The sequence below is a fragment of the Streptococcus agalactiae ATCC 13813 genome (assembly GCF_000186445.1).
Classification (GTDB): domain Bacteria; phylum Bacillota; class Bacilli; order Lactobacillales; family Streptococcaceae; genus Streptococcus; species Streptococcus agalactiae.
Genome location: NZ_GL636070.1, coordinates 912,214 through 926,586, shown reverse-complemented (window position 1 = coordinate 926,586; position 14,373 = coordinate 912,214). Strand labels below are relative to the sequence as shown.

Genomic DNA, 14,373 nt, shown 5'->3' with positions numbered 1-14,373 from the left:
CGCTTCTAGCTTTCCAATGATATTTAACATAGAGATAAATTATCAAATACGATTAAATCAGTTAAAAAGAAAGATCTTCAATGAGTACTCCAACTTTTATCAGTAAATTTTTTTATAAAAAATAAAACACCCCCACAATAAATTTGTGGGGGTGTTTTTAGGGAATATTCAAATGAATTATCCCTTTTTTAATCGCCTTAACTTTAACGAAAAGGCTTTAAAAATAGGCTTTCACCTTTAAATAATCAGGAACTGATTATTTAAGAGTAACTGAAGCACCTGCAGCTTCAAGTTTTTCTTTGATTTCGTTAGCTTCTGCTTCTGAAGCACCTTCTTTGATAACTGATGGTGCGTTGTCAACGATAGCTTTAGCTTCTTTAAGACCTTCGCCTGTGATTTCACGAACAACTTTGATAACGCCAACTTTTTTGTCTCCAGCAGCTGTTAATTCAACGTCAAATGAGTCTTTAGCAGCAGCAGCTTCACCACCAGCAGCGGCAGCAGCTACAGGAGCAGCAGCAGTTACACCAAATTCTTCTTCGATAGCTTTTACAAGATCGTTAAGTTCAAGAATTGTAGCTTCTTTAATTTCAGCAATAATATTTTCAATGTTTAATGCCATTGTTATTTCCTCCAAAAATATGTTTTAATATAAAATTATGTAGCTAGGCTACTTGAAGAGTGCTTATGCCACTTCTTCGTCTTTTTCTGCAACTGCTTTGACAGCATATGCAACGTTGCGTACTGGCGCTTGAAGTACTGAAAGGAGCATTGAAAGCATACCTTCTTTGTTTGGTAATTTAGCAAGAGCGTTAATTTCTTCAACTGAAGTGAATTTACCGTCTACTGAACCACCTTTGATTTCAAGAGCTTCTGCATCTTTAGCGAAATCGCTAATAACTTTAGCTGGTGCAATAACATCTTCGTTAGAAAACGCAACTGCTGATGGACCAACAAAAAGTTCTTTAAGGTCTTCAAGACCTGCTTTTTCAGCTGCACGAGTTAAAATTGAGTTTTTGATAACTTTAAACTCAACATCGCTTTCACGAAGTGAACGACGTAAGTTAGTATCTTGCTCAACAGTAAGACCACGTGAATCAACAACAACGATACTTGCTGCTGCTTTCATTTTCTCAGCAATAAGTTCAACTTGTTCAGCTTTTTTTGCAATAATTGCTTCACTCATTAGTTTTACCTCCGTTTTTATTTTTTGGGATAGGCACAAAAAAATCGCACCTAAACCTAGACACGAAAGTACAATACGTTATTTTATAATGACGTTTTGTGCCTCGGTAGGAATATTATGAGCACTGCTCCCCTACTGTCTTAGGTCAGTTTCATCAGAAACTTTAAATAGTATAACTTATAATTCTAGCATTGTCAATAATTTTTATTATTTTCCTGAAATAATTTTATAGTACCAAAAAATACTAAAATAGTTATCTTTATATCAAAAAAATAATATTTTAGTATTTATTTATTGACCTTTACTGACTAAAGGTGTATTATAGTACCAGAAAGATAATTAAATATTTAAATTAGACCTCTCTATATGTATTAAAGTATAGGAATCAATAATTAACTTTCAAAAATTAAAATCAATTGAGGTATTTAATATATGGCAAATAATAATTTTTATAATCGTGACCCTTTTGGAAATATGGATGATATTTTTAATTCTCTAATGGGAAATATGGGGGGCTATAACAGTGAGAATAAGCGATACTTAATCAATGGACGGGAAGTTACTCCTGAAGAATTCAGTCAATATCGTCAAACTGGAAAACTCCCCGGTCAAGAGCTAAATAACCAAAACACTCCTACAAACCAAGTCTCTGCAGATAGTGTTTTGACTAAATTAGGAACTAATTTAACCGATCAAGCACGTCAGCATTTGCTAGATCCAGTTATTGGACGAAACAAAGAAATTCAGGAAACTGCAGAAATTCTAGCTCGTCGTACTAAAAATAATCCTGTTCTGGTTGGTGATGCAGGTGTTGGTAAAACAGCTGTTATTGAAGGTTTGGCACAAGCAATTATAAATGGTGATGTCCCTGCTGCTATCAAAAATAAAGAAATCATTTCGATAGATATCTCTAGCCTTGAAGCTGGCACCCAATATAGGGGTAGTTTTGAAGAAAATATTCAAAATATCATAAAAGAAGTTAAGGAAACAGGAAATATTATTCTCTTCTTTGATGAAATACACCAAATATTAGGAGCCGGTTCAACTGGTGGTGATAGTGGCTCTAAGGGGCTCGCAGATATACTTAAGCCTGCACTTTCACGTGGTGAGTTAACGGTTATAGGTGCAACTACTCAAGATGAATATCGTAACACCATTCTCAAGAATGCTGCCTTAGCACGTCGCTTTAACGAAGTTAAAGTCAATGCACCTTCTGCACAAGATACTTTCAATATCCTTATGGGGATAAGAAACCTCTATGAGCAACATCATAATGTTGTTTTACCTGACTCTGTTTTGAAAGCAGCTGTAGATTTATCTATTCAATACATCCCACAAAGAAGTCTCCCTGATAAAGCAATTGACCTTATTGATATGACTGCTGCACACCTAGCTGCGCAACATCCCGTAACTGACCTTAAATCCTTAGAAAAAGAAATCGCTGAGCAAAGAGACAAGCAAGAAAAAGCTGTCAATACTGAAGATTTTGAAGAAGCTCTTAAGGTCAAGACACGCATTGAAGAGTTACAAAACCAGATTGATAATCATACCGAAGGACAAAAAGTCACTGCAACTATCAATGATATCGCTATGTCAATTGAGCGTCTAACTGGAGTTCCTGTATCAAATATGGGTGCTAGTGATATTGAACGCTTAAAAGAACTTGGCAATCGTCTAAAAGGTAAAGTCATTGGTCAAAATGATGCTGTTGAGGCAGTTGCGAGAGCTATTCGCCGAAATCGTGCTGGTTTCGATGATGGTAATCGTCCAATTGGTAGCTTTCTATTTGTTGGACCAACTGGAGTTGGTAAAACTGAGCTAGCAAAGCAATTAGCTTTTGATATGTTCGGATCAAAGGATGCTATCGTTAGACTTGATATGTCTGAATATAATGATCGTACAGCAGTTTCTAAGCTAATTGGAGCGACTGCTGGTTACGTTGGTTATGACGACAATAGTAATACACTAACAGAACGTATCCGTCGAAATCCTTATTCTATTGTTCTTCTTGATGAAATCGAAAAAGCTGACCCGCAAGTTATCACGCTTCTCCTTCAAGTTCTAGATGATGGTCGTTTAACTGATGGTCAAGGAAACACTATTAACTTTAAAAATACTGTTATCATTGCAACCTCAAATGCAGGTTTTGGAAACGAAGCATTTACAGGTGACAGCGATAAAGACTTGAAAATTATGGAACGAATTTCTCCATATTTCCGTCCAGAATTTCTAAATCGTTTCAATGGTGTTATTGAATTCTCTCACCTAAGCAAAGATGACTTAAGCGAAATTGTAGATTTGATGCTTGATGAAGTTAACCAAACAATTGGCAAAAAAGGAATTGACCTTGTGGTAGATGAAAATGTTAAATCACACTTAATTGACCTGGGTTATGACGAAGCAATGGGAGTACGTCCATTGCGCCGTGTCATCGAGCAAGAAATTCGCGATCGCATCACAGACTACTATCTCGATCATACAGATGTTAAACACCTAAAAGCTAATTTGCAAGATGGCCAAATCGACATTTCTGAAAGATAAAAACAAAACCCGTTTGGAAGAATCCAAGCGGGTTTTCTAGTGGATTGAAAAAGGGAATCAGAACTTATCAAAATCTTCTTTAATTCACTTTACTTATGTCAAATGTGCTGAGAGGTCAGCAATATCAGCTGGTCTAGTTCGGCAACAACCTCCGACAACTTGGGCGCCAAGTTTTTGCCAGTCACTTGTATTTTCAAGTAGGGTGTGTGAATGATCTGGGCTAGATTGCCAAGATTGGCTTGCCCCATCATAAACCTCTCCAGAGTTTGGATAGGTCACAAGAGGCTTGTTAGTCTGCTCTGCTATTGCTTGCAAGAAATCAGCAACTAACGATGGACTTGAACAGTTAATGCCCAGCGCCACGACCTGTGGGCTAGCATTTATAGCTTTCGCCAAGCCTGCAACAGCACTACCATCTGAGATGGTCTTACCATCTTGAGAGGTGAATGACATATAAGCCTCAACCTGAGGGAAATCCTCGGCAAGTAGCTCAATAAGAGCCTCAGCCTCCTGAGCATTTGGAATGGTTTCAAGTGCCAGAAGATCAACATCCTCATCTAAAAGAAGCTCAATACGATGGCGATGGAAATTTTTGAGATCTTCCTTATCAATATCGTAGAGCCCTGTGTACTCAGAACCGTCCGCCAAAAAGGCAGCGTAGGGACCAACATCCCCAGAAATCAAAGGATAGATTCTCTCTGATTTTTCTTCTTTTGTCAAACTTTTCCAAACTTGCTCACGCGCAGCTTTTGCCAACTGAACAGTTAAGCGAATCAAGTCTTCTGCCTGACTTTCAGAGACACCAACTTGAGCTAGTCCTTGTAAAGTCGCCTGATAAGTTGATGTCGTCACAATATCAGCGCCAGCACGAATATAATCTTCATGAATGGTCTGAATAGCTGCTGGATCCTCAATCAGATATTTGGCTGACCAAAGTTTCCCAGAAACATCACAACCTCTACTCTCAAGCTCGGTCCCCAAGGCACCATGTAGGATGAAAGTTTTTTTACTCTCTAAAAGTTCTTTAAATCTTCCCATAAGATCACCATTTCTTGTAACGTAGTTTGTGATAAATATAGCAGAAAATAATAAATGGAACACCGAAGTAAAGCCCAGCACGTTGTGAGCTATCCCAAGCAATCCCCACAATTGAAATCAAAAGCAAAATGATTGTGATATAAGGGAGAACCGGTGTAAAAGGTGTTTTGTAAGACAAATCTTCTAGTCGATTCTCTTTCAAGAATTCCTTGCGGAAATTGATTTGTGCGACCGGAATGGCTAGCCATACGACAACAACAGCAAAGCCCGCGATTGAAACCAAGGCTAGATAAACTGTGTCTGCAGCGTAAATACTTGAAAAGAGCGACAGCACTGCTCCTGCCATTGACAAGAGAAGAGCACGCATTGGGACACCGTGTTTATTGATTTTCACGACAGATTTTGACAACATACCTTCATTGGCAAGGGACCAGAGCATACGGCTTGATGCGTAGAGACCTGAGTTACCAGCAGACAGGATGGCTGTCAAGATAACGAAGTTCATGATATCCGCCGCAAAAGGGATTCCCATCTTGTCAAAGACATCAACGAATGGTGCTGTGGATACGCCTGCCTCTTTCATTGGCAATAGCGAAGCTAGGACAACAATTGTCAGTACAAAGAAAACAACCAAGCGACCGATTGTCGTTTTAATAGCCCTTGGTACAGCTTCTTTGGGATTATCCGTTTCACCAGCCGCAATACCAATTAACTCAGTACCAGAGAAGGCATAGTTAACAGCCAACATGACTGAGACAACTGCAACGATACCATTTGGAAAGGCACCATTGGCAGTCAGATGAGTGAAAAGAATAGCTTTGTGCTGACCTTCAAAGAAAACTAGACCAAACATAGCACCTAAGCCCAAGATAATAAAGATAATGATAGCAATAACCTTAATACTTGAGAAGAAAGACTCTGCTTCTGCAAAAAAGCGTACGCTAAGAGCATTTAAACCAAAAATCACAAGGGCAAAAAAGGAAGCAAATGCCCAAGCCGGCACATTTGGAAACCAGCGCTGCATGAGCATAGCAGCACCTAAAAATTCAGTCCCCAAGGCGACCGTCCAACAAATCCAATATAGCCAGGCAACAGTAAAACCTGTGCCAGGACTGATAAACTTAGTGGCATAAGTGTGGAATGACCCCGTCACCGGCATGGCAACTGCCAATTCACCAAGTGATAGCATGACCAAATAAACCACAACGGCACCAATCAAATAAGACAGCACAGCTCCAAGCGGACCAGCCTGTGCAATGGTATAACCTGAACTCAAGAAAAGCCCAGTCCCGATAACACCACCTAGCGATAACATAAAGAGATGACGACTGGTCATCTTACGCTGGAATTTACCTTCATCTTCATAACGATGATTTTCCATAACAACCTCCAAGAAACTAATACTTTTATCCTACCACAATCTAGTCGTATTGGGGAATAGGTATTAGCTATCATATATGATAAAGAAAAACTATTACAAAAAATCAGCGAATCATAAATAGCGATAACCTTATTTTTTTAGCCTTACAAAATTAATGACCTTATGAAAACGGTCCATTTGCCAAGGACTAATAATATAATTGGTCTCCTTATCCTTCAATAGCTGTACAGGTGCAATAATGCTAGTTAGTACACAGACAATCAACACGATAAAACCACCTAGCCAATCTCCCCAAGTGAGTATTCCTTCTGCACTAGCTTGATAGATGTATGCGCAAGCTATTGGTACTAGGAAAAATACTGTCGTTGCTAGACCAGGATTATACCAAATTTTAAGTTTAATATTCATCTGAAAACCATGACCCAAGAGCTGCGTTAGACTAAAGAACACGACTCCCAATCCAAGCCAATAAGCTTGAGGAAAAGCAATACTTGCAATGTAAAGCAACCAAGCAATAGTATTAACCAACATAATAGACTGAGTATTACCTGGAAAATGATCCATCAGCTCTTCTTCATCATAAACAACATAGTTAATGATAGGTGATGCCCCACCGGGAAACTGATATTCTTCAAATTGATGTGCTAGAAGTGCCATAAAGTTAAAATACAATAGATAGTGAAGCATTGACCAGTCAGGTCTAAAAACAAGCAATGTTACTGCTAAAATAATAAATAAAATTGCTCCAAAACGATACCAGTAATTTCTAAAATATGACATGATAATACCTCCTAATTTAAACTGTGTTTCACGAAAATGTGTTAAAAATGGTTTTGAGCGTGAAAGATCAACATCATTAAATGCGTAATTTGAATATCGACCTAAACGCTTATAGATTGGGGAACGAAAGGCTATAAAGTAGTTAAGAACAATCCATATCAGCGCTAAAAACCAATCAAGTCCAGAATACAAGTTCCAATCATGAGCTAAATAATAGACAGAAACAGGGACAAAACCTACTAAGGTCGTAAGAAGTCCTGGATTATACCACTTCTTCAAGGAAAGATTAAAAAAGAAAAGATGCATGGCAAGTTCTGCAAAGGCAAAAATCATGACTGCAAGTGTTAAAAATGGTATATTGGGACAAAAAATCGGCAAAAGATAAACAATCACTGCAAACCACTGATTCCCGAAAAAGGCTGATAGATGGTTTAAGTCCCACTTACTTGTGTCAGTTTCAACCGATTTAAGTTCAACTAGCATAGCGATAAGCGGAAAACCTCCAGGGAAACCAAATTCTTCGAAAAAGTGTAATTGAATAAAAAGTCCCGATATAAGTAGTGACTGCACTCGTAAATCCCAATTTCCAAAAAATAATGCTAAGGCAAAAAGAGAGGCAATATAGGGACAAAAAAGGTACCATTTTGCTATCCACGTTTTCATAAGAAGACCTCCAAGATTTGTGACATTTGATACCATATAGTATAATCAAGTGAACCTATAATATCAATACCTTTGGAGGTTTTATGCACAAATGATTGAAAGTGTGACAGTTAATAAAAAGAGAATAAAACAAATCACTCAAACACAAGAGGATATCTTAACAGCTTTTGGCCAACTTTTGGAAGAATATCCCTATGAAAAAATTCAGATTAGCCAAATTACCAAGAAATCTGGCTATGCTAGAAGAACCTTTTACCGACACTTTGACAGTCTAGATGACCTACTTACCCTTTTCATCGAAAGACTAACATTAAATCTCTTTAAGCAACTTGGTCAATTGGAGCAACCTACTTTTAGCCAAGTTTTCCAGAATTTTTTTAGTTATTGGTCTGATTATAAATCCCTTCTTCTCATTCTTAGAAAGAATGACCTACTCCCTCAATTTCAACAATCCTGGTTCCGACATATTGATTTGATAGAGTTAGGTCGTGGTGATTTATCTACCAATACCTATGCTCAGCGATTTGCGATTGGTGGTATTTTCAGTGTTCTAATTGAGTGGATTCATCAGGACTGCCAAACAAGTATCGAAGTATTAACTCAAGTTTCCTTCGATATTATCAATCATTTAAAAAATTAAAAAGAGCTTTGCAGTAGTCTCAACAGCTACTGCAAAGCTCTTTTTGTCATAAACTCTCAAATTATAACTCAGATAAAATAGTATCCCATGATTCATCAAGACCTGTGCGGTCAACAGATGAAAAGACGATGAAATGGTCCTTTTTATCAAAGTTTAATTTCTTCTTAATAGACGATTCATGTTTATTCCACTTGCCACGAGGTATTTTATCTGCCTTTGTCGCTACAATAATGACTGGAATCTCATAGTACTTAAGAAATTCATACATTTGAATATCGTCCGCACTTGGATCATGACGAAAATCAACTAAACTAACAACAACACGAAGGTTATCACGTGTTACAAGGTACTCTTCAATCATCTTGCCCCACTTAGCACGCTCAGTTTTAGACACCTTAGCGTAGCCATATCCAGGGACATCGACAAAACGCAGTTTGTCATCAATGTTATAAAAGTTGAGCAGTTGTGTCTTACCTGGCTTACTCGACGTACGCGCTAGGTTTTTACGACCAAGAAGCGTGTTGATAAAACTTGATTTACCAACATTTGAACGACCAGCGAGAGCAACTTCTGGGAGATCATCCTGAGGATAATGTGACTTGTTAGCTGCACTCAATAAAATAGACGCATTATGAGTATTTAAAAATTCTTCTGCCATCTCTATCTCCCTAAGCCGTCTCTAAAACAGGCTTGTCAGTACCCTCAACAGCAGCCTTTGTGATACGAACTTTTGTTACATCTTCTTGGCTTGGAATTTCAAACATGATATCAAGCATCGTTTCTTCAATAATAGAACGTAAACCACGTGCACCAGTCTTGCGCTCGATAGCCTTATCAGCGATAGCCAATAGAGCATCCTGATCAAATTCCAATTCTACACCATCATAAGATAATAAGGTTTGGTATTGTTTAACCAAAGCATTGCGTGGTTCTGTCAGAATACGAACCAGATCTTCTGCAGTAAGAAGTTCTAACGCTGCAACTACTGGTAAACGGCCAATAAACTCTGGAATCAGTCCAAACTTTTGAATATCCTCAGAAATTATCTCTTGCATATAAGAAGCGTTGTCATCAATTTTGCGGCTTGTCTGTCCAAAACCAATAACTTTTTCGCCTAAACGTTGCTTCACAAGGTCTTCAATACCATCAAAAGCACCACCGACAATAAAAAGGATGTTCTTGGTATTAATTTGAATCATTTCTTGGTTAGGATGTTTACGCCCACCCTGTGGGGGAACACTTGCTACCGTACCCTCAATAATTTTAAGAAGGGCTTGCTGTACACCTTCACCAGATACATCACGTGTGATAGAAACATTTTCGCCTTTCTTAGCAATTTTATCTATTTCATCAACGTAGATAATACCACGCTCAGCACGTTCGACATTATAATCAGCAGCTTGAATCAATTTAAGAAGAATATTCTCAACATCTTCTCCAACGTATCCTGCTTCGGTCAATGAAGTCGCATCTGCAATAGCAAATGGTACATTAAGGCTTTTAGCCAGTGTTTGTGCTAAGAAGGTTTTTCCTGAGCCAGTTGGACCAATCATCAAAATGTTGGATTTTTGCAAATCTACATCATCGTCACTACTCTCGGTATAACTAACACGCTTGTAATGATTGTAGACAGCAACTGCTAAAGCACGTTTAGCACGATCTTGCCCTACAACATATTGATTTAATATTTCTAATAGTTCCTTAGGTTTTGGTACTTCTGCTAAATCAGCCAGTACTTCCTCAGCTAATTCTTCCTTAATAATTTCTTGTGATAAGGCCACACATTCATTACAAATGAAAACACCATTACCTGCAATAATTTTTTTTACTTCATCTTGGCTTTTGCCACAAAATGAACAATAGACATTCATATCGTTATTACGATTCCCAGCCATTTTTTCCTCAACTTTTCTATTCATTTAATTTAAAATAATGTTCCATAAAAGGCATGGATTGTGTTGACAAGGTTAGTGAAAGCATTCATCAAAAAAACTGTTCCTAATCCATATCTTTTTTTCTTTATAGCAGGAATTGCACATAAAACACAAATCACAGCTAAAAATGCGGTAAAGACCCCAAAAAGGCTACGTTGCATTGAATAGTATTCCTTCCTTATTTTTCAAAATATGTCACAGTAAAAGCATGAGCATTCTGCTCATCCTTTTCAAAATAATCTCTAGAGATAACTTTAAACTCAGATAGATTAACATCAGGAAAATAGGTATCACCTTTAAATTTTCCATGAACTTTAGTTTTTATGATTGCTTCACAATAAGGCAGAAATGCTTTATAAATACTTGCACCACCTACAATAAATAAGGTCTTATTATGTTCCTGAAACCATTTTATAACTTGTTCAACACTATTTAGGACTGTCACTCCATCTGCTTGGAATTGTTCATCTTTTGTTAAGATGATTGTCTCTCTACCAGGTAAAACACGACGGTTCATTCCATCAAAGGTCTTTCGTCCCATAAGCAAAGCCTGCCCCATGGTCGTTTCTTTGAAGTGATGTAACTCTTTAGGAAGCCTCCATGGTAAACCGCCATTAACTCCAATCAAATGGTCTTCATCTTCAGCCCAAATGGCAATTATTTGCTTTGTCATGACTTTTTTCCTCACTAACTTATCTCTAGATATTCTAACAAATTTTACCTCAAATTGCTTGTTAAAAAACATGAGATAGTTAGATTGCTAAATCAAAACGTAATTGAGGTTTAATTGGATCATAATCAACTAACGCAAAATCATCTGGTTTAATATCAAAAAAGTCTGTTCCATCTGGAACATTCAATACTAGTTTGGGGTTACACTCAGACGGTTGGCGTTTTAAGAGTTCCTGAGCTTGTTCAAACTGGTTATCATAAATATGAAGATTATTGATAAAATAGAAAAACTTCCCAACTCTCCAACCAAAATGCTTTGCAATCATCATCTGAAGTGCTACATACTGCATAGCATTAATATGATGTGCAACTAACATGTCATTAGAACGTTGTGTTAATGTGGCATCCAAATAAAGCTCACCATTAACGCGTCTCACATCAAACATCGTTTGAAAAGCACAAGGTAGTAGGCCTTCTGTTTCTTCAAATGCTTCATAGTCCCATAATGAAATAACATTACGACGATTCCAAGGGTTATCTTCAAGCTGTTTTAAGAGTTTTGATATAATATTATGTTTTTTAACAACTGCACCGTAGCGCTGACCTATCGTGCCAGTATGGCCAACTTCCCAATCATTCCAGTATGTCACACCATATTTATCATTCAAAACTGCTAAATCATTTGTCTGATCTTGATAAATCCAGAAAATTTCTTTAATAGCAGATTTTATTGGAATTGGACGTAGAGTTGTAATAGGAAATTCACCCTTTGATAAATCATACTCTGCAAAGGCACCTGTAATATACTTAGAATTAGCCATTTCCCCATTTTTATATCTAGGTCTGGCTTGCTCGCTAAATACACCTTCAGACATAATTTTCGTGATATTGTCTTTAAATAATAAATCGGCTTTTGTCATGAGATACCTCCAAAGTCTTATTTTATCAGATTTTAAAAAGATATTCTAGTGAGAAACAAGACTTTGAAGGTTAAAGCTTTTTTTCATATTTTTAGCTTCTTTATGGTAAAATGGAATTTAGCAAAAATGACTTTTATTCAGAAAGGTTTACCAATGAAAATAGGAATTGATAAGATTGGTTTTGCAACCAGTCAATATGTCCTTGAAATGACTGATTTGGCTATTGCTCGCCAAGTTGACCCTGAAAAATTCAGCAAGGGATTATTGTTAGATTCACTTAGTATTACGCCAGTTACAGAAGATATCGTTACACTTGCAGCTTCTGCAGCTAATGATATTTTATCTGATGAGGACAAAGAAACTATTGATATAGTGATTGTCGCTACAGAATCAAGTATCGATCAGAGTAAGGCGGCTTCTGTCTATGTACATCAACTTTTAGAGATTCAACCTTTCGCAAGGTCATTCGAGATGAAAGAAGCATGCTATAGCGCAACTGCTGCTCTTGATTACGCTAAATTACATGTAGAAAAACATCCAGATTCTAAAGTATTAGTGATAGCTTCAGATATTGCTAAATATGGCATTAAATCTACTGGAGAATCCACTCAAGGTGCAGGCAGTATCGCTATGCTTATTAGTCAAAATCCATCCATTCTAGAGCTAAAAGAGGACCGTCTAGCGCAAACCCGTGATATTATGGACTTTTGGCGACCAAATTATTCTGATGTTCCTTATGTTAATGGCATGTTTTCAACAAAACAATATCTAGATATGCTAAAAACTACTTGGAAAGAATATCAAAAACGTTTTAATACTAGTCTAAGTGACTATGCTGCTTTTTGTTTCCATATTCCTTTTCCAAAATTAGCTTTAAAGGGCTTTAATAAAATTCTAGATAATAACTTAGATGAACAAAAGAAAGCTGAACTACAAGAAAATTTTGAGCACTCTATTACTTATAGTAAGAAAATTGGAAATTGCTATACTGGCTCATTGTATCTAGGACTTCTATCGTTACTAGAAAATAGTCAAAATTTAAAAGCAGGTGATCAAATTGCCTTCTTTTCATACGGTAGCGGAGCTGTTGCTGAAATTTTTACCGGTCAGTTAGTAGACGGCTACCAAAATAAACTTCAGAGCGATCGTATGGATCAACTCAATAAACGTCAAAAAATTACAGTAACTGAGTATGAGAAACTCTTCTTTGAAAAAACAATCCTAGACGAAAATGGAAATGCTAACTTCAACACCTACCGGACTGGCACTTTTTCTCTAGACTCTATTTGCGAACATCAACGTATCTACAAGAAAATTAATAATTAATATGACAAAAATTTCCTGGACAGGATTTTCAAAAAAATCCCCTGAAGAACGTATTCATTACCTTGAAGAACAAGATTTTTTAGCTGATTCTTCCCTAGAAATAGTGACGAATCAGAACTTACTCTCTTTATCACTAGCCAATCAAATGGCTGAAAATGTCATCGGTCGAATAGCCTTACCATTTTCACTTGTCCCAGATGTTTTGGTTAACGGTAAAGTCTATCAAGTCCCATATGTCACTGAAGAACCGTCAGTTGTTGCTGCTGCAAGTTTTGCTGCTAAAATTATAAAACGATCTGGTGGTTTTCTGACAACCGTCCATAATCGTAAAATGATTGGACAAGTAGCCCTTTATGATGTACAAGATAGTCAACACACTAAAGAATCTATATTAAATCAAAAACAGCAATTATTAGAAATAGCCAACGCTGCTCATCCATCAATAGTCAAGCGTGGAGGCGGTGCTTGCGACCTAACTATTGAGATTAAAGAAGACTTTTTGATTGTTTACCTTATGGTTGATACAAAAGAAGCCATGGGTGCTAATATGGTTAACACCATGATGGAAGCATTATCTTCGCCATTAGAAGACATTTCAAAAGGCAAAAGCTTAATGTCAATTTTATCTAACTATGCTACCGAATCTTTAGTGACTGCTACATGCCGAGTTGATTTAAGATTTCTAAGTCGCCAAAAAGAGGAGGCCATCAAGTTAGCTCAAAAAATGACGATGGCAAGTCAATTAGCTCAAGTAGACCCTTATCGTGCTAGCACACATAATAAAGGTATTTTTAATGGCATTGATGCTATCGTCTTAGCTACTGGAAATGATTGGCGAGCTATTGAAGCTGGAGCGCATACCTATGCTGTCAAAGATGGGCAATATCGAGGATTATCTAGATGGTCTTATAAGGTTGATGATAATTGCCTAGAAGGTACTCTGACGCTACCGATGCCTGTTGCAACAAAAGGTGGATCCATTGGTATTAACCCTAGTGTCCACCTAGCTCACGATCTACTAGGTCGTCCTAATGCTAAAGAGTTGGCAAGTATTATTCTTTCGATTGGACTAGCTCAAAATTTTGCGGCTCTTAAGGCATTGGTTAGCACAGGAATTCAAGCTGGTCACATGAAACTTCAAGCAAAGTCGTTGGCACTACTTGCTGGAGCTAAAGAAGAACAAATTTCAGAAGTCGTTAAACAGCTTCTAGACTCTAAACACATGAATCTAGAGACAGCACAAAAAATTGTCAATAAACTTACTAAAAGTAAAAAAAGAATTTGAGAAAAAT

At 37.2% G+C, this 14,373-nt stretch carries 13 protein-coding genes, 1 pseudogene and 1 other annotated feature; of the genes and pseudogenes, 4 read left to right on the top strand and 10 right to left on the bottom strand.

Annotated features, from left to right (window positions below):
* Positions 1 to 256: 256 nt before the first annotated feature.
* Positions 257 to 622, bottom strand: coding sequence for a 50S ribosomal protein L7/L12 (gene rplL / locus HMPREF9171_RS108695; RefSeq protein WP_001196973.1), 366 nt, complete (start codon positions 620 to 622; stop codon positions 257 to 259).
* Between the two features lie 63 nt (positions 623 to 685).
* Positions 686 to 1,186, bottom strand: a complete 501-nt coding sequence (gene rplJ / locus HMPREF9171_RS108700) for a 50S ribosomal protein L10 (RefSeq protein WP_001287288.1) — start codon at positions 1,184 to 1,186, stop codon at positions 686 to 688.
* A 29-nt stretch (positions 1,187 to 1,215) separates the two neighbouring features.
* Positions 1,216 to 1,349 (bottom strand) — a sequence feature (ribosomal protein L10 leader region).
* 269 nt (positions 1,350 to 1,618) lie between these two features.
* Here rplJ and HMPREF9171_RS108705 point away from each other — a divergent pair.
* Positions 1,619 to 3,727: an AAA family ATPase gene (locus HMPREF9171_RS108705; protein ID WP_000002810.1), complete on the top strand. Its 2,109-nt coding sequence runs from the start codon at positions 1,619 to 1,621 to the stop codon at positions 3,725 to 3,727.
* A gap of 93 nt (positions 3,728 to 3,820) precedes the next feature.
* On the opposite strand, the gene mmuM is transcribed toward HMPREF9171_RS108705, so the two are convergent.
* The 4 genes and pseudogenes from mmuM to HMPREF9171_RS1000000114100 all read right to left on the bottom strand — a co-directional run.
* The gene (mmuM, locus tag HMPREF9171_RS108710; protein WP_000532335.1) at positions 3,821 to 4,765 is read right to left on the bottom strand and encodes a homocysteine S-methyltransferase; all 945 of its coding nucleotides are present in this window, start codon (positions 4,763 to 4,765) and stop codon (positions 3,821 to 3,823) included.
* Positions 4,766 to 4,769: 4 nt separating this feature from the next.
* Positions 4,770 to 6,146 (bottom strand): amino acid permease, encoded by a 1,377-nt coding sequence (locus HMPREF9171_RS108715; protein ID WP_000427482.1) that lies wholly within the window; start codon positions 6,144 to 6,146, stop codon positions 4,770 to 4,772.
* Between the two features lie 129 nt (positions 6,147 to 6,275).
* Positions 6,276 to 6,926 carry an HXXEE domain-containing protein gene (locus HMPREF9171_RS1000000114105; protein ID WP_025193621.1) on the bottom strand — a complete coding sequence of 217 codons (651 nt, stop codon included), beginning with the start codon at positions 6,924 to 6,926 and terminating at the stop codon, positions 6,276 to 6,278.
* Positions 6,927 to 7,148: 222 nt separating this feature from the next.
* A pseudogene (locus HMPREF9171_RS1000000114100) lies at positions 7,149 to 7,589 on the bottom strand (HXXEE domain-containing protein); the annotation flags it as partial.
* Positions 7,590 to 7,680: 91 nt separating this feature from the next.
* Here HMPREF9171_RS1000000114100 and HMPREF9171_RS108720 point away from each other — a divergent pair.
* Entirely contained in the window at positions 7,681 to 8,229 is a 549-nt protein-coding gene (locus HMPREF9171_RS108720) for a TetR/AcrR family transcriptional regulator (protein WP_000573135.1), read from the top strand.
* Positions 8,230 to 8,290: 61 nt separating this feature from the next.
* On the opposite strand, the gene yihA is transcribed toward HMPREF9171_RS108720, so the two are convergent.
* From yihA to HMPREF9171_RS108745, 4 genes are all read right to left on the bottom strand, one after another.
* Complete coding sequence (yihA, locus tag HMPREF9171_RS108725) at positions 8,291 to 8,887, bottom strand: ribosome biogenesis GTP-binding protein YihA/YsxC (protein WP_000796925.1); 597 nt, start codon at positions 8,885 to 8,887, stop codon at positions 8,291 to 8,293.
* Between the two features lie 10 nt (positions 8,888 to 8,897).
* Positions 8,898 to 10,124 carry an ATP-dependent Clp protease ATP-binding subunit ClpX gene (gene clpX, locus HMPREF9171_RS108730; RefSeq protein ID WP_000918415.1) on the bottom strand — a complete coding sequence of 409 codons (1,227 nt, stop codon included), beginning with the start codon at positions 10,122 to 10,124 and terminating at the stop codon, positions 8,898 to 8,900.
* 217 nt (positions 10,125 to 10,341) lie between these two features.
* A complete protein-coding gene (locus HMPREF9171_RS108740) occupies positions 10,342 to 10,836 on the bottom strand; it encodes a dihydrofolate reductase (protein WP_000166043.1) in 495 nt (164 codons plus the stop codon).
* Positions 10,837 to 10,915: 79 nt separating this feature from the next.
* A complete protein-coding gene (locus HMPREF9171_RS108745) occupies positions 10,916 to 11,755 on the bottom strand; it encodes a thymidylate synthase (protein ID WP_000158595.1) in 840 nt (279 codons plus the stop codon).
* A 153-nt stretch (positions 11,756 to 11,908) separates the two neighbouring features.
* On the opposite strand from HMPREF9171_RS108745, the gene HMPREF9171_RS108750 reads away from it, so the two are divergent.
* Together HMPREF9171_RS108750 and HMPREF9171_RS108755 are read left to right on the top strand one after the other, a co-directional pair.
* A complete protein-coding gene (locus tag HMPREF9171_RS108750) occupies positions 11,909 to 13,081 on the top strand; it encodes a hydroxymethylglutaryl-CoA synthase (RefSeq protein WP_001873152.1) in 1,173 nt (390 codons plus the stop codon).
* Position 13,082: 1 nt separating this feature from the next.
* A complete protein-coding gene (locus HMPREF9171_RS108755; protein ID WP_000161696.1) occupies positions 13,083 to 14,366 on the top strand; it encodes a hydroxymethylglutaryl-CoA reductase, degradative in 1,284 nt (427 codons plus the stop codon).
* Positions 14,367 to 14,373: the final 7 nt, after the last annotated feature.